We start from the raw sequence: 16,080 nt of genomic DNA, 5'->3' as shown, positions 1-16,080 counted from the left end.
CTGTTGCATCCAAGTTGTACACTATCATGTGCGGATAAGCAGGAAAGGGAAACGGCGTTTGCTCAGCGCTTTTACAAAACTTTAATGATAGGACCTGTGCCCATGCATGCGAATGAGGCTGTATGAATGCCCGATTTCGATACGGACATGCTTCATATGGAACATTCTGAAGTATACTGAAGCAATAGCGCGTCAGAAGAGAGGTGTGTCGATTGATTCGCAAAGCCATTATTCCCGCCGCCGGTTACGGCATACGCAATCTGCCCGTTACGAAGGCTGTTCCGAAGGAAATGTTCCCGATCGCAGGCAGGCCTACCATCGCATACATTGTGGAGGAAGCGATTCAGGCCGGCATAGAGGAAATATTGATTATCCTGTCGCGGAATAAAAGCGGTATTATGAACTACTTCGATCGTTCGATCGAGCTGGAATGGTTCTTGACCAGCCGCAAGAAGGAGCATCTTATCCCTTCAATCAAACCGCCGGCGGCAGAAATTCATTATATTCGTCAACATGAAGCGCTGGGGCTGGGACATGCCGTACAGCTTGCCGAATCATTCGCTTCGGGCGAGCCCTGTGCCGTGCTGCTGCCGGATCAGGTGAGTCTGGAGGCAACTTCCATGCTGACTCCCTTGATTAAAGCGTATGAGCAGCATACTGCCAATGTCGTCGGATTGCAGCGGGTCAAGCCGGAGCTGCTGCAAAACTACGGCGTAGTAAGCGCATCTCCGATTGACGACCGTCTGCACGGCATTCATGCGATTGTAGAAAAGCCCAAGCATAATCCGCCTTCCGATCTTGCCGTTATGGGCCGTTACATTCTCATGCCGGAAGTGTATCCGCTGCTCAGAAATACGAAACCGGGGCACGGGGAAGAAATTCAGCTGACAGACGCTTTGAACAGCCTGTGCGCCGACAGCAAGATGATCGGTTATGAATATCGGGAGCGCTGGTACGACACCAGCATCGAAGAAGACTATCTTCGCATACAGCTGAAGGCTTATCAAATCAATAAACGAAAATAACCGAAACATCACCTGCGATGATAGCGAATATGAGGCTGCTGCTGAAGGACGGCATGCGGCCTCTTGCGGCGCCGCCATATGCCCATCCTTGTATGCGTTTGAGAGCAGTGCAGTTTGACCTTTAGCCCACTGCGCTCTACAATAAAGGTGAAATCGATTAACGATTGGCATGGCCAATCAAATGCCGGATGGGGGTATTATGACAGAAAAGCGATACGTAACGCGGCAAGTGAAGCGAACATTAGCGATGATCATACTGATAGCCTTGGTCATCGTAACAGGCTGCTCCGGCGCCATGCAAAATAAGGCGGGATACAACGGGTCAGCTAATGAGCAGTCAGAAGCGGAAAGGGACCATGCAGGGAGCGATAACACTCTGCCTAACGACGATGATGCGATAAACGACGGGAGCGACGACGCCGAGCCTCCCCCGGAAGATCCCATTACGGCTCAGATCCGCAACATGACGCTGGAAGAGAAGATCGGGCAGCTTATGATAATCGGGCTCAACGGAACCGAGCCCGACGCATTCGCCAAAGAGATGATTCAAATGCATAAAGTCGGCGGGTTCATCTTATACGGAGACAATATCGATAACGCAGAGCAGACGCTTGCGCTGCTCAACGGGCTGAAGGAGTTGAACGCCGCAGAGGATGGGATTCCACTTCTGCTGAGCGTCGATCAGGAAGGAGGGCGGGTAAGCAGGCTGCCGGATGAATATCGCCCGCTTCCGAAGGCCATGTCCGTAGGCAGCAAGGACGATGAGCGCTACACCCGCTTGACCGGACAAGCGCTGGGCATCGCCGTGAAGTCGCTTGGCTTCAATATGAACTTTGCACCGGTGCTGGACATTAACAGCAATCCCAAAAACCCCGTTATCGGCGACAGAGCCTACGGCACGGATGCCGCCAGCGTCACGGAGCACGGCATGCTTGCCATGGAAGGGATTCGTTCGGAAGGCGTGATACCGGTCGTCAAGCATTTCCCTGGACATGGCGACACATCCGTCGATTCGCATATCGACTTGCCAGTCGTGGGCAAATCGCTGGAGCAGCTGGAGCAGTTGGAGCTCGTACCGTTCCGTGAAGCAATCCGGCAGGATGCGGACGTCATTATGGTCGCTCATCTGCTGCTGCCGCAGTTGGACAAGGATTATCCTTCCTCCCTGTCCAAGGAAATCGTCACCGGTCTGCTTCGCGAGCAGCTCCAGTACGACGGGGTCGTCGTGACCGACGATATGACGATGGGAGGCATTACGGACGGTTACGGTGTTGCCGAAGCGGCTGTGAAGTCGCTGCAAGCCGGTACCGACCTTATTCTCGTCGGGCATAACAACAAGGATCAGTTGGCAGCCTGGAACGCGATTAAACAAAGTATAGAGGATGGGCAACTGTCTGAGCAGAGACTGGATCAGAGCGTCGATCGCATTATGCGTCTGAAGCAAAAGTACGAATTAAACGACGGCTCTATCGAGAGTATTCATCTGGATGCGATTAACGAAGTCATCGAGGAAGCCGTGAACGCTGGGCAATAATGACTCCTTGATCGGCAGAAGCAAAGGGCGACGGCGCTTTCATATGCGCTGTCGCCCTTTATTCATGCCCCCATTGCCCGCTACTCTCGCATGCACGGTACGCGAATATTCCGTCAGTGTCATCCCGGTTATCAGCTTGAACTGGCGGGAGAAGTAATGAATGCTGCTGTAGCCGAGCCATTCCGCCATTTGCGTATAGTTCAAGCTTTCCTCGCGAATGAGCACTTTGGCTCTATCGATTTTAATTCGTGTGAAATACTCCATCACACCCATGCCCTTCGCTTCCTTGAAGCGCGTCTTGAGCAAGCTCTTGCTGACGGAGCACGCGGCACTGATCTCCTCCAGCGTCAAATTATGCTGCACATGCTCTTCCATATAGGCAATCGCTTCCGCTACAAGATGGCGATCCCTGTTCTCCTTGCCGATTAGCGACGGCTTCCATTCCGTATCGAGCGTAGCAGCCCGGCGAATAAGACCGATAAGCAAAACTTCCAAGTAGTTTTTGATCAACTGCTCGCATCCGAAGGGAGAATCCGCCTTGCGGCCCAACACCTTCTTCGAAAGACGAAGGGCGATGGAAGGCTCGAACGCTGCCATCCCTTCCTCCACAATATGCGCCAGCAGCGCCCTTTCCCCGTCGTTCAAACGAAAGCTGCGGTCTTCGAAGAAGCGCATGGCCGGCGATTCGCACTCAAAGGATAAAATGATCAGGTTGGGCGCCGTCTCCTCTCTCGCGCCGCCGCTATGCATCTCATTCGGCTTGTAGAAGATGATATCCCCTTGCTCCAGCAGCCGCTTGCCGCTGTCTGTCGAGATCGCCACCTTCCCCTTGTCCACATAGACAAGCTCCCAGAAGTCGTGTTTCTCTTCCTTGGACGTAAACGTACGATCCAGCTCGAAATAATGAAACGTAACAAGCCGGCCAAGCCGAATCTGTTCTTGCAGCTGCAAACGATGTTCATAGGCCATCCTCGTCCCCCCTCCCTGTTCCGATGCTCAATTGTGCAAAACTTATGGCTTTTCTGATAAAGCCTCTTCGCTGCAGATAGTTCTATTATAATGATGAGCTTGGAAGAAAGAAACTTCTAACCGGAAGGGGATTGCCGATTGTATGGATAAAATCAGATTAGGCGTCATCGGCTGCGGAGGCATGGCATCCACGCACACAAAAAGCTATGCGGAGCTGTCTGACTCGATGAAGGTGACTGCAGTGTGCGATATCCTACCGGAACTCGCGGAAGCAGCGCGCGAAGCGATCGGAGCGGATAAAGCCGTAACGGACTACAGGGAGCTGCTTGACGATGTGGACGCGGTATTGGTCGTGCTGCCGCATCATCTGCATTTCGAGGTGGGCATGGCTTGCCTTCAAGCAGGCAAGCATGTGCTCATGGAGAAGCCGATGTGCAATACGGAAGAGGAATGTCTGACGCTGATCGAGACCGCGGAACGGGAGAAGCGGGTGTTAATGACCGCTTATCCGGTGCGTCACTGGCCACTGGTCATCAAGCTGAAGGAGCTGCTGGATACGAAGGCGTACGGAGAGTGCTTCCAACTGTCTATCTGGACGGAGCAGTTCACGAAGTACCATGAAGGCCACTGGGCCCATTCCGCTGCAACGCTGGGCGGCGGACAATTCTTCAGCCACGGCTGCCATTATGTAGACATTATGCTGTGGATGCTCGGCCGTCCCGTCAAGGGAACGCATATCGGCACGAACAAGGGAACGCCATGGATGGAGAAGGAAGGCACCAGCAATGTGACGATTCAGTTCGAAAACGGCGCGCTGGGCTATCACTTCGGCACATGGGGGGCACGTGGCACTCGCCTTGGCTGGAGCATTCATGCGCATTGTACGGAAGGCATGCTGGAGATCAATCTGGCCGACCGCCAGCTCGTTGCCCATACCGGAATGAAGAAGGAGAAGGCGAATCTGGATACGGCATCCGTCAAGCAGGTATTGATGGAGGAGGATGAGAACGGCAAGTTCACCCACTTCGAAATCCAGCATTTTCTGGACTGTATACGGACCGGCAAGCAACCTGCCACCGACGGTCCCCGCAGCCTGCAGGGGCTCCGGGTCATATGGCGGCTCTACGAGGCGGAGCGCAGCAATTCGGTAGCGGATCTGCGCGGGCTGGGACTGGACGAGGACTGGACGGCCTCTGAGGCCGCTGCGGCCACCCGATAAATACAGATGGGGCTGTTTCCCGGCAATTGCAATGGGAACGGCCCCCTTTGTCACCTCTGCTGGCGCAATCTCGCCTTCACCGAACGCGCGTATTCCGTCGGCGTCATTCCCGTCTTCCGCTTGAAGCTGCGAGAGAAGTAATGCACGCTGCTGTAGCCAAGCCTCCCCGCAATCTCCGTGAAATTGTACTTCTCTTCCCGGATTAGCGTCTGCGCCGTCTTCACTTTCATCCGGCTAAAGTACTCCATGACGCCGAAGCCCGTCCGCTCGTAGAAGATCGCGGTCAACTGCGATCTCCCTATCGCAAATTCCCTGCATAGCAATGCATGCGACAAGTCCGATGCGATATGCCGCTCCATATAAGCCAGTATGCTCTCCACGATATCCTTGTCCCGATTCTGCTTGGCGGCCAGAGTGGCAGCCGTCCTCCCCTTCCTTTCCTGCCTCCCATTGCGAATGAGGCGAATCAGAAGCGCCTCCAGCGTAATTTTCACTAGCTGCTCAGAGCCGAAAGGGCTCGGCGTGCGGCTCGCAAGGTTGACGGTATCGCGGGAATCGACGGCGGGATCGAAGCAAGCAAGCCCTTCTTCCAGCAGTTCGGACAGCATCTCTCTCTCCCTGTCGTCCAACTGCAGCGTCACGTTATTGAAGTGAGACATGCAAGCTGCATGGCACTCGAATGATAGGATCAACAGCACCGGCGCGGAACCGTTGCATGCTCTTCCTTCATGAACGACATTGGGCGGATAGAAGATCATGTCCCCTTGCTTCAAGTGACGTCGGCCGCAATCCGTAACAATTTCAATTTCTCCTTTGTCGACGTATACCATCTCCCAGAAATCATGACGCTCCTGCGAGGCAATAAAAGAAGCTTCCAATTCGAAATAATGAAAAGAATAGAGCTTGGTTATGGCCAATTCCTCGCGCAGCTTGTAGCTTTGGAATTCCATCTCATCAACTCCCATCGCTGGTCCCGGTATGCAAAAAGTGTACAATGATCGGCGAAAGTGTCAAATACATCGGCTTCAGGCTGTATTACTCTTATCATAATGTCACGAAAGGAGCTGATCAACCGACCATTGACATTAATCGATGAGGAGGAGATTGAACGCATGTCCATATCAATCGCAAGGAGCCATTCGATATACTTGAAGTGCATTTCGCTGCTCGTTACCGCAACTCTCATATGCTCCCTCATGCCAATGAAGGGGGAAAACCGGGCGACAGCCTCGCCGGCTAATCTGATTGCCAATCACAGTTTTGAAAGCGGTGTCAACAATCCCGATCCATGGAGCTTCCTTCAAGTCGGAACTTCGGGCAGCTGGCAGTGGGAGGATACATCTTCGCATGAAGGATCAAAATCAATAAAGCTGACTTTATCCGCAACGACCGACAGAGCGGTGATGGATCAGAAATACATTCCCGTCACAGCCGGCCAATCATACCGGTTCATTAATTATGCCAAAGCGGAAGCGTTCACGGGCCAGGCCTTCTCGGTCATGTACTGGTACGACGCGAGCAAAACGCTCATTCGGACGGAACAAAATATACCTTGGCAGGAGCACTTGCCTCTTACCGGTCTCGGGACGGATTGGAGCAAGCACGAGCTGATCGTAACCGCACCGTCCAATGCGGCTTATGCGCATGTGCAGCTGCATACCTGGAGGGGAACGGGAGATGTGTGGTACGACGATATCCGGCTTGAGCCTTATACGTCCGCCGATACGATTGCTCCCCGCAGCGGAACATACAATAAAGCGCTGGCTGAGTCCGTGCCGCTGCGCATATGGCACACGCCGGTGAACAATGCTACGATCGAAGCCGTGCAATATGACGGGGCACTATTGCAGGAAGGAGCGGACTATGAGCGGAGCGGAAGATTGATTAGCCTCTCCCCCTCCTTCATGAATGCGCTCCCTGCCGGGCAGCATGAGCTGCTGCTCAAGCTAAGCAGCGGCGGCATGCTTCCCTATAGTCTCACCGTCATCGAGCAAGTGCCTCCGACGGCCAATATGACACATAATCCGGGCTTCGAGGACGGAACAGCTGCTGATCCAGATGGTTGGGACACCAGCGGAGAGGAATACGGCTACTGGAGCTGGGACGATGATGCGTTCGAAGGAAGCAGAGCCGTCAAGCTTGTGCTGGAAGACGAGACAGGACGACTGGCCCTTAGTCAACAGCATCCCGTAACGGGCGGACTCGCTTATCAATTGTCCGCGCAATATCGCAGCCATATGATTAACGGCGCTCCATCGCTGCGGATTCAATGGCTGGATGCCGCAGGCGTTCTTCTGTCGGAATCCAAGGCGGAAGGACTGAGGACGGCGGATGAGTGGTCGAAGCTCTACCACGAGCAGCTCGCCCCTTCCGCTGCCGCGTCGGCCGTCATCTCCTTGCAAGTGGAAGAAAGCACGGGAGAGGCTTCGTTCGATGGCGTCGTCTTCCAAGCCCGCAATGAGCTGGACAATCCTTACTTCGCGAATGGCGAAGCTTCCCCCTACTATTGGTCGCTGGAAGCGAGCGGCGCAGGTCAGGCTTCGACCGAATTCATCGGAGCAAGCCGGCACATTGTGCTCTCCTCTCCGGACAGCAGCAGCGAGGATCGGGCGGCACTGCTTACACCTGTGATGAGCGTTCAGCCTGAGAAAATGTATGCGGCCAGCTTCTCTGTCCAATCGGACGGAACGGCGATACCTGCACTGTCCATCTTCTGGCTGAATGAGGATGGGGAAGCGGTAGGCGCCCTCCGCGAGAAGGGGGTACCCTCATCAGACTGGACATCGCTGTCCACGGTGCAGTTCGCGCCGAAGGGAGCGCGCTATGCGCTGTTGACTGTTGACTTCGCCCAAGGCGCAGGACAGCTTCGCATCCGTCATGCCGAGCTGCGCGAGACGCTCATCAGCGGATACAAGGAACTCATACCTGTAACCGATGTAGAGGATATTCGCGAAGAGCTGGCTCCTGCCGACTTCTGGACGAGGTTCCCGACTTCGCAATTGGATTTGGATGTTCCTGATACTTCGGTATGGAGTCAGGATGTGCTGCGCAACTTCTTCTTCGGTCCATCGCTGAACCTGGAGATCGAATATCCGCTTAGCATATCCGAGACGGTAGCCAGCCGGGATCAGTCCATTCCGGAGCTGGACGGATTGCTGGGGCAGCCTGTCGGGTCGGGCCCGCCGCTGGCGGTCGCCGGCGACATTCCCCACCGGCCGTTCATGAAGTCTCACTTCTACCACAGCGACCGCTATTATCCGCGTCGTCCCAGCGATCATCTGCTGAAGGAGTACTTCCCCTCCTACGTGATGAGCGGCGACGAATCCTTCAAGGAGAGAGCGCAGGAGATTATTGCATTCATGGACTATTCGCAATGGAAGGAAGACGGAAGCAATGCCTTCGTCGAGGATTTCTATCCCGAGGAGTACACGCCCCGGCCGGAATGGGCAGGCGGCTGGGATTTCCTGTTCGATTGGAGATGGACGGACGCTTCCGGTTATACATGGGAGCTGCACGAGCCGGATCACCATGTCTTATCTTCGGCAGCTATGTCACTGATGTACGCCTACGAAATGCTGGAAGCCGATGAAAACTATCTGGATATGGCGAGCACCTTCTTCTATCGCCAAATTCCGCGCTATGGCTTCCACAAGGGTGTCTGGAACAATCGTGCCTATTATTGGACGGAATATAATCCGAGCGGCCAAGCGCCGGACGTACCGGCCAATGATGCGATCGACAATATCCAGGCGCTGGTAGCAGCAGGCATAGCGATGGCCGCTTATTATGAGACGGACGAACAGTTGAAGCATCAATATTTGGAATTTGCCCGCGGCCTATTATGGTTCCTGGTAAGAGAATATACGTATGACGGCCGATTCTACTACTATGGCGCAGAGATTCCGAACAACAAGGATCGCGCGGTCAGCCATGACAGGGCAGTGCTTATCCCCGCCTATCTGGCGATGGTGTATATGTACAAATCGGGGATGGATGTGTCGGAGCTGCTCGAGGGGTTCTCGCAAGTGGAAGAGGAATATAACGAGATGTGGGCATTTCTGCAAAATCGCTCCTGGATGAAAGTATTCAAATTGTATGACGGAACACCGGCTCCGAACGAAGCGCTGACATTCACCACCTATGCGCAAATAACGAATGACGGCCTGCAGGATGTCCGCTTCAGGGATACGATATCCGCAGCCGACTTCCTCGTTCCGGCGCAGCTGAATGTTCGCATGTCCAAAGTGCTTCCTCCTGCGGCAGAGCAGCCTTACTGGAGTATCGATCCGGAACACGATATCGTATGGACTGTCTCCCCCGAGGAGCTGCAGAGCGGCGTATCCGTTCCCTTCGAGCTGGAGAAGTGGGATATCGTGAAAATATCGTATGAGCTGACGGCCGGCGAAGCCTTCAATCGGCTGGAAGCGCAGGACACCGACTCCGAGCTGTTCGGCTGGAGCATCGATGGCGCCAATCGGGCGGCATTCATCAGGTCGACCTCCGGGTCGGGCGGCAACAAGCCTCATGCGCAGACGATGCCGCTCCGTCTGTCGCTAAGCTTGAATGCGGACAACTTCCTGTCGTACAGCGCAAGGCTGCTGTTCCCGCTGGATGACGAGATTGCGGTAACACTGCAGCCGCGACCGGCGCCGGCCGCGCAGCCGTATACGGCTCCCGCCGCAGACGGGCCGTTGCACGCCAGCCAATATATCTATCCGGTGCAATCGCTTATGCCGGCTTATTCGACAAGCGGTGATGCGATCGTTGATGACTTCTACAATGACAGAGGGAAGCTGCTGCAAGCGGATGCTATAAGCGATCAGGCAACCTTCCGGTTCCCGCTTCCCGCTCCAGAGCAGGAATATCAAGTGCTGGCCAACTACTCCAAAGCGAAAAACCGCGGCATCGTATCGCTGCAGATAGACGGTGTACAGCAAGGCGACGTCATTGACGGTTATACGACTGCCGTACTGCCCCAGTGGGCGCAGCACGATAATGTTCTCGGCATTGACCAAGGGACGCGTGTGCTTGCGCCTGGATCGCACACGATTACGTACGAAATTACAGGCAAGAACAGCCTATCCTCCGGCTACTATGCTGGCATCTATGATGCGCTTGTGCTGAAGCCTCTTGCTTCAGGCGGAAGTGCAGGCATTCCCGGTAAACCGGTATTGTCCCACGACAACGGGTACGACAACGGCATAATGGACGGACGCTACCATATCGGGATGAATATGTGGTGGGGCAATAACGGCACGAACTACAAGCTCTACGAGAACGGCAAGTTGATTGATGCTGAGTGGCTGCATGACGGAGGGCTCTCCGCCCAATCCGTCAACACTTCCGTCTACGGCAGGAGCAATGGCACTTATCGCTACTACGCGGAATTAAGCAACGCCTACGGCGTGACGGCAAGCGACGAATTGGTCGTAACGGTCACGGATGCGAATCCGGCCAAGCCTGTACTTTCCCACGACAATTGGGACGGAGACGGACAATTCAATATGAACATGAACATGTGGTGGGGCACGAACGGCTCCGTGTACCGGTTATATGAGAACGGAACGCTGGTCGATACGCAGACTCTTGTCTCCACTTCCCCTCACGCTCAGCATGCGGCAACGGCGATGGCGAACAAAGCAGCCGGCATATATGAATATTACTGTGAGCTAATAAATGAGGCGGGAATAACGCGAAGCGACACGGTTATTGTTAGGGTAGAGCCATAATTCCTTCGTCTTAACCTCACGGGACTGACTGATCGCCCCTTCAGTACGAAAGGTCTGCCTTCACGCTTCCAGTCGGAAGTCGCGGTGGCAGACCTTCTTGCATTCCATATCTTATCTCCGTTAACCGACCAGCACCTTCTCCTCCGGATAGCCGATCTTGTTCTCCTGCTTGTGACGCGCCAGAGCATAAGCCAATGTAAGAGGACCTAGCCGCCCGATGAACATTGTCGCAATAATGATCAGCTTGCCGGCAATGGACAAGTGAGGCGTCACACCCAGCGACAGCCCAACCGTCCCGAATGCCGATGTCGCCTCGAACAGCAGGTCGATGAAGGGAATCCCCTGCTCCGTAATGGTCAGCAGGAAGGAGACGGCCATTACGACGCCAAGCGATATAATAATGACCGATAGCGCCCTTAGCACGATATCGTAGCCGATGCGGCGGCCGAACAGCTGCACTTGCGTTCGGCCTCTGACGCTGCTGTACATCGCAACCAGCAGAATCATAAGCGTATTCGTCTTGATTCCGCCTCCCGTCGATCCAGACGAAGCCCCGACGAACATCAGGAAGATCATGAAGAACTGCGTAGCGGCAAGCATGCCGACAAGATCGACGCTATTGAAGCCGGCCGTTCTCGTCGTGACGCTCTGGAAGTATGCGGACCATAACCGCTCGCTCCAGCTCATATCGCCGAATACGGCGGGATTGAGCAGCTCCAGGCAAAAAATGACGAGAAAGCCCGCGAGCGAGAGGAAGGTGGACAGCAGAAGCACAATTTTGGTATGCAGGGAATAACGGCGCCACTTCCTGTTCTTCATCATGTCTACAATAACGACAAACCCGATGCCGCCGCCGATGAACAGCAGCGATATGACGATGTTGACGACGGGATCGCCTACATAACCGCTGACGCTGTCCGGCCAAAGCGCAAAGCCGGCGTTGTTAAAAGCGGAGATGGCATGAAACACGGCATAATACGCCGCATCCGCCGCCCCCATATCCGACAGCCAGCGAAGCCAGAGCAGCAAGGCCCCGATACCCTCGAAAGCAAAAGCAATCGCTGTAATGCTGAATACGAGCCTGACCAGACCTTGAATGGAAGCGGACTTCGTCGATTCCTGAATCAATATCCGATGCTTGAGCCCCAGCCGCTTGCCTAGAATGACCGCGATCATAACGCCATAGGTCATAAAGCCGAGACCGCCGACTTGAATAAGCAGCATAATGACGATTTGGCCGAATACAGTGAAATCACTGCCGGTATCCAGTACGACAAGCCCCGTCACACACACCGCGGATGTAGAGGTGAACAGTGCATTGAGAAAGCCGATCGACCTGCCGTCGGCCGAAGCTGTCGGCAAGTCCAGCAGAAAGGCGCCCAATACAATGATGGCGGCAAAACCGATGACCATCCACTGATGCGGACTAATCTCCTTCTTCTTATATACTTTGAATGATTGCGTCATTGGGCCTTCCCCTCTTATTCTCCAATAAATTTCTCGAAGCGGTTAATATCGCGATTGCTGCCGATGAGGACAAGCAAATCCCCGGTGTAGATCAAATCGCTCGCTTGCGGCGACACGACCAGCTCATTGTTGACTCTGCGAATCGCCATAACGTTACAACCATATTTTGCCCTAATATTGGATTGCAATAACGATTTTCCGTTCAATCGCTGCGGCGCGATAATTTCGACCAGACTATGCTCCGGCGAAAGCTCCAGGTATTCCACCATATTTTTCGACGTGATGCGGTGCGCGACGCGTATGCCCGTATCCCGCTCCGGATGGACGATATGATCGGCTCCCACGCCTTCCAGCACGCGCTGATGGTAGTCGCTTGTCGCTTTGGCCGTAATATGCTTCAGACCGATGTCCTTCAAAATGAGCGTAGTCAAGATGCTGGCCTGCAGATCTCCGCCGATCGCGACGATGGCGTGATCCATATTTTTGACGCCCAGCTTCCGCATCACTCCGTCGTCGGTGGAATCCGCCTGGAACACATGCGGCAAGATGGAAGCGAATTCCGACACCTTCCGCTCGTCCTGGTCAATACCCATCACTTCAAAGCCGAGGGACAGCAGCGTTCTCGTCACACTGCCGCCGAATCTGCCGAGACCGATCACAACAAATTGTTTTTTCATGCAACTACCTCTTTCCGGACTGAATGGAAGATCAGAACTAAAAAAGCACAGCAAAAAACCACAGAGGCAAAGGTCCTCTGTGGCCGGTAACGATCACAAATATACACTTCCTCTCTCGAACGACGCTTACGAGGTTAGCTGTCGGATTCGGGATTCGAGAATTCCCTACCACAATTGTGGATTCACCCCTGCGGCTGTGCCGCGATGGTTCCCCCGCTCTTCACAAGATTCAGCGTTCCGTTTATTCAATTATTGGGTTAAGCCTTACTCTACTCCTATCGGAGGCAAAAGTAAAAGGCGATTGCGGGCCAATTTTTCCCGTATTTGTTCAAATCCCTTTATTATAGCGTTTACAAGCGGGATATGATTATGCAAGCTTCTTCTCGCTCAATTCAACATCCGATCCCTGAACTGCTTGGGTGTGCAGCCGTTGAATCGCTTGAACAGCTCATAGAAGTGCGCCATATTGTCAAGGCCTACAGAGCCGGCGATGTCCGAGACGGTACGGTCGCTCATGACAAGCAGCCGCTTCGCCGTCGCAATTCGCTTGCGGTTCACATATTCCGTGAAGGATACACCCGTCTTTTTCTTGAAATACTTGGAGAAGTATACGTAGCTCATGCCGGCGATTTTGCTAACCTCCGCCATATCGACTTTTCCGCCAAGATGATTATCAATATATTGAATGACGGGCTTGATCACCGAAGCGTCCACTTGCTGATGTGCGGCCAGCACATTGCGGTCGTCATGCCGCAGCAGCGCAAGCATAAGGTGCTTGATATGCATGCTTACGGCGATCTCATATCCCTTCTCCTTGCCCATCACTTCATCGTGAATCGCTTGCATAATGGCGCCGATCTCTTCCTGCAGGCTTCGATTGCGCTCCAATATGTCATTCAGTTCGTCCAGCGGCTTCAGTACTTCCATGAAGTAGCCCATATAATTCATCATGGCGGCATCGAAGTACGGCTCCAAATCCACATGCAGCACGATATACTTCACGTATTTGCCCTTGCGGGTTACGCCTCTGTGCAGCTGCGACGAACCAAGCACCATCACTTCGCCGGGCTTCAGAATGTAATTTTGTGACGGCGTATGGATTTCATGAACCCCATCCAGCACGAGGATAAACTCGATTTCCTTATGATAATGCCATTGCAGCTGATGAGCGGAGTCCACATCGCCTGCGGCAGCGAACTGCCATACTTTCAGACAAAGCTGCGGATTCTGGTAATGGATTGGTTCTTGATAGATTTGCACGCTTGTCCTCCTCACTGAACGTCAGGTTGAATATGGATATAAACTGCGTTAAATTCCGCATATACTGGAGCCCGTTATACCGGTAAGATCAACTTGTAAGCGCCAATTTACTTATATTAGGGAGATGAATACATGAAAGTTGCGGTATTGGGCTGCGGCGGGCTGGGCTCTATTCATGCCAATATTTACGCCAAGCTTAGCGGCGTCGAATTGACCGGCGTATGCGACATCAACCCGGAAGTCGTTCAGAATATCTCGAATGGAACCGGAGCTCCTGCATTTGCTTCCTTCGAAGAGATGCTGGACGGAGCGGAATTCGATACGGTCAGCATCGTTCTGCCTACGTATTTACACAAAGAATATACTGTGAAAGCGGCAAAAGCAAGAAAACATGTCATTTGCGAGAAACCAATTGCACTTACGCCCGAGCAAGCGGAGGAAATGATTGCGGCATGCAGGGAAAACGGCGTGCAGCTGTACATTGGACATGTCGTCCGCTTCTTCCCGGAATATGTTAATATGAAAGCCGCGCTTGACGCAGGCCAGCTTGGCCGTCCGGGCGTCGCCCATGCCAGCCGGATCGGAGATCATCCCGGCAAGGCAAGGGAATGGTATTACGACAAGGAGCTTAGCGGCGGCATCATTAAGGATCTCATGATTCACGATCTGGACTTCCTGCGCTGGACGTTCGGAGAGGTCGATACGGCCTATACGCAGCTCACGAATCGCGATGGCGTAGAATACGCCCTCGTTACGCTGAAGTTCGAGAACGGCGCCATGGCGAATGTGGAAGCGCACTGGGGTTATCCTGGACCGTTCCATACGAAGGCTGAGCTTGCCGGCACCGCGGGCATTATACGCGCGAACAGTCTGAAGAGCAGCTCCATGAACGTCGTGAAGCAGCCGTCCGGCGAAGCGGGCAGCGCCGTCGTCGCCGTCCCCGGCAGCCCCGGCTTCCAAAGCCCGTTCGAGCTGGAGCTTAGCCACTTCCTCTCCTGCATAGAGTCAGGAGCAGAAGCCCGCGTCACAGCTATCGACGCTTATCGCGCGTTGGAAATAGCCCAAGCCGCTGTAGAGAGCGCCGAGACTGGCAAAGCCGTGAAGGTTGCAAGGAGGAATATATGATGAATAAGCTAAAAGTCGGAATGATCAGCTTTGCCCATGGCCATGGCTTCTCCTACTTCCATGCGCTGCATCAGCTGGATCAGGTAGAAATCGTAGGAATAGCGGATTCCGTGAAGGATAGAGTTAGCGGGATCGTAGAAGAACATGGTCTGGCGTACTACGCCGATTATCGCGAGCTGCTGGAGCAGAAGATGGACGCGGTCGTCATCTGTTCCGAGAACGTCTATCACGCCGAGCTTACGATAGCGGCCGCGAAGAAGGGACTGCATGTGCTGTGCGAGAAGCCGCTGGGCGTCTCCGTCGAAGAGATGCAGGAGATGATCAGCGTCTGCCGCGCTAACAACGTTCAGTTGATGACGGCATTCCCTTGTCGTTATCTGGCATCCGTCGTCAGCGCGAAGCAAGCTGTCGACCAAGGCGAGATCGGCGACATTATCGCTATCAAGGGCACGAACCGCGGTTCATTCCCAGGCGGCTGGTTCGTCGAGCCCGAGCTGTCCGGCGGTGGAGCGCTGCTGGATCATACCGTTCATGTGATGGACTTGATGAACTGGATCGTCGGCTCCAAGGCGGAGGAAGTGTTCGCTCATGCCGCCAACCTGTTCAAGGAAGGGCTGAAGACGGACGATGCGGGCATGATTAATGTGAAGTTCGAGAACGGGGTATTCGGCACGATCGATACAAGCTGGTCGAGACAGTCCCCATTCCCGACTTGGGGAGACGTGACGATGGAGATCGTCGGCACGAAGGGCGTCATCTCCGTCGACGGATTCGCTCAGTCCAACGAGCTGTACAGCAGCGCGGCGGGCAAAGGGCAATGGAGCTTCTGGGGAGACAATATGGACTTCTATCTGGTGAAAGCGTTCGTCGAGGCAATCGCAAGCGGGCAGCCGGCGCCGATTAGTGGCGAGGACGGTCTCCGTTCCGCGGAAGTTGCGCTGGCCGGTTACCGTTCCGTGGATTCCGGTCAGCCAGTCAAGCTCTAGCGCACCATTGCGGCGCACTTGAGTGTGACGCTGATGGGCGTGAGTGCTGATGGGTGTCGTGCTGATGGGCGTGGTTTAGATGTGTGTCG

Annotated in this window: 11 protein-coding genes and 1 riboswitch; of the genes, 6 read left to right on the top strand and 5 right to left on the bottom strand. The window is 54.2% G+C overall.

The window, feature by feature from the left end; genetic code table 11:
- The first annotated feature begins 212 nt into the window (after positions 1-212).
- Both M6D81_RS02105 and nagZ read left to right on the top strand, forming a co-directional pair.
- Positions 213-1,025, top strand: a complete 813-nt coding sequence (locus tag M6D81_RS02105) for a UTP--glucose-1-phosphate uridylyltransferase (RefSeq protein WP_262675149.1) — start codon at positions 213-215, stop codon at positions 1,023-1,025.
- Positions 1,026-1,224: 199 nt separating this feature from the next.
- Positions 1,225-2,559 (top strand): beta-N-acetylhexosaminidase, encoded by a 1,335-nt coding sequence (gene nagZ / locus M6D81_RS02100; protein ID WP_262675148.1) that lies wholly within the window; start codon positions 1,225-1,227, stop codon positions 2,557-2,559.
- Between the two features lie 39 nt (positions 2,560-2,598).
- Here the strand turns inward: nagZ and M6D81_RS02095 are convergent, their stop codons facing one another.
- Positions 2,599-3,528: an AraC family transcriptional regulator gene (locus M6D81_RS02095; protein WP_262675147.1), complete on the bottom strand. Its 930-nt coding sequence runs from the start codon at positions 3,526-3,528 to the stop codon at positions 2,599-2,601.
- Positions 3,529-3,670: 142 nt separating this feature from the next.
- Between M6D81_RS02095 and M6D81_RS02090 the strand changes: the two genes are divergently transcribed.
- Complete coding sequence (locus tag M6D81_RS02090; protein WP_262675146.1) at positions 3,671-4,747, top strand: Gfo/Idh/MocA family protein; 1,077 nt, start codon at positions 3,671-3,673, stop codon at positions 4,745-4,747.
- 50 nt (positions 4,748-4,797) lie between these two features.
- Here M6D81_RS02090 and M6D81_RS02085 read toward each other — a convergent pair whose 3' ends face one another.
- Positions 4,798-5,697 (bottom strand): AraC family transcriptional regulator, encoded by a 900-nt coding sequence (locus M6D81_RS02085; RefSeq protein WP_262675145.1) that lies wholly within the window; start codon positions 5,695-5,697, stop codon positions 4,798-4,800.
- Positions 5,698-5,859: 162 nt separating this feature from the next.
- On the opposite strand from M6D81_RS02085, the gene M6D81_RS02080 reads away from it, so the two are divergent.
- Positions 5,860-10,476 carry a carbohydrate binding domain-containing protein gene (locus M6D81_RS02080; RefSeq protein WP_262675144.1) on the top strand — a complete coding sequence of 1,539 codons (4,617 nt, stop codon included), beginning with the start codon at positions 5,860-5,862 and terminating at the stop codon, positions 10,474-10,476.
- Positions 10,477-10,596: 120 nt separating this feature from the next.
- On the opposite strand, the gene M6D81_RS02075 is transcribed toward M6D81_RS02080, so the two are convergent.
- From M6D81_RS02075 to M6D81_RS02065, 3 genes are all read right to left on the bottom strand, one after another.
- Entirely contained in the window at positions 10,597-11,943 is a 1,347-nt protein-coding gene (locus M6D81_RS02075; RefSeq protein WP_262675143.1) for a TrkH family potassium uptake protein, read from the bottom strand.
- A gap of 14 nt (positions 11,944-11,957) precedes the next feature.
- Complete coding sequence (locus M6D81_RS02070) at positions 11,958-12,620, bottom strand: potassium channel family protein (protein ID WP_262675142.1); 663 nt, start codon at positions 12,618-12,620, stop codon at positions 11,958-11,960.
- A 107-nt stretch (positions 12,621-12,727) separates the two neighbouring features.
- Positions 12,728-12,865, bottom strand: a riboswitch (cyclic di-AMP (ydaO/yuaA leader).
- Positions 12,866-13,007: 142 nt separating this feature from the next.
- Entirely contained in the window at positions 13,008-13,880 is an 873-nt protein-coding gene (locus tag M6D81_RS02065; protein WP_262675141.1) for a helix-turn-helix domain-containing protein, read from the bottom strand.
- A gap of 132 nt (positions 13,881-14,012) precedes the next feature.
- On the opposite strand from M6D81_RS02065, the gene M6D81_RS02060 reads away from it, so the two are divergent.
- Both M6D81_RS02060 and M6D81_RS02055 read left to right on the top strand, forming a co-directional pair.
- Entirely contained in the window at positions 14,013-15,005 is a 993-nt protein-coding gene (locus tag M6D81_RS02060; protein ID WP_262675140.1) for a Gfo/Idh/MocA family protein, read from the top strand.
- A complete protein-coding gene (locus tag M6D81_RS02055) occupies positions 15,005-15,991 on the top strand; it encodes a Gfo/Idh/MocA family protein (protein ID WP_262675367.1) in 987 nt (328 codons plus the stop codon). The genes M6D81_RS02060 and M6D81_RS02055 overlap by 1 nt, the downstream gene beginning before the upstream one ends.
- Positions 15,992-16,080 lie beyond the last annotated feature (89 nt).

The sequence above is a fragment of the Paenibacillus sp. J5C2022 genome, assembly GCF_025567625.1.
In the GTDB taxonomy this organism is placed as follows: domain Bacteria; phylum Bacillota; class Bacilli; order Paenibacillales; family Paenibacillaceae; genus Pristimantibacillus.
The sequence above is the reverse complement of the archived record's forward strand: the minus strand, read 5'-3'. Positions and strand labels throughout refer to the sequence as shown.

Excerpts from the sequence above, each read along its gene's own strand:
- M6D81_RS02095 (WP_262675147.1), bottom strand. The coding sequence starts at position 3,528 with ATGGCCTATGAACATCGTTTGCAGCTGCAAGAACAGATTCGGCTTGGC.
- M6D81_RS02060 (WP_262675140.1), top strand. The coding sequence starts at position 14,013 with ATGAAAGTTGCGGTATTGGGCTGCGGCGGGCTGGGCTCTATTCATGCC.
- M6D81_RS02090 (WP_262675146.1), top strand. The coding sequence starts at position 3,671 with ATGGATAAAATCAGATTAGGCGTCATCGGCTGCGGAGGCATGGCATCC.
- M6D81_RS02055 (WP_262675367.1), top strand. The coding sequence starts at position 15,005 with ATGAATAAGCTAAAAGTCGGAATGATCAGCTTTGCCCATGGCCATGGC.
- M6D81_RS02075 (WP_262675143.1), bottom strand. The coding sequence starts at position 11,943 with ATGACGCAATCATTCAAAGTATATAAGAAGAAGGAGATTAGTCCGCAT.
- M6D81_RS02070 (WP_262675142.1), bottom strand. The coding sequence starts at position 12,620 with ATGAAAAAACAATTTGTTGTGATCGGTCTCGGCAGATTCGGCGGCAGT.
- M6D81_RS02080 (WP_262675144.1), top strand. The coding sequence starts at position 5,860 with ATGTCCATATCAATCGCAAGGAGCCATTCGATATACTTGAAGTGCATT.
- nagZ (WP_262675148.1), top strand. The coding sequence starts at position 1,225 with ATGACAGAAAAGCGATACGTAACGCGGCAAGTGAAGCGAACATTAGCG.
- M6D81_RS02085 (WP_262675145.1), bottom strand. The coding sequence starts at position 5,697 with ATGGAATTCCAAAGCTACAAGCTGCGCGAGGAATTGGCCATAACCAAG.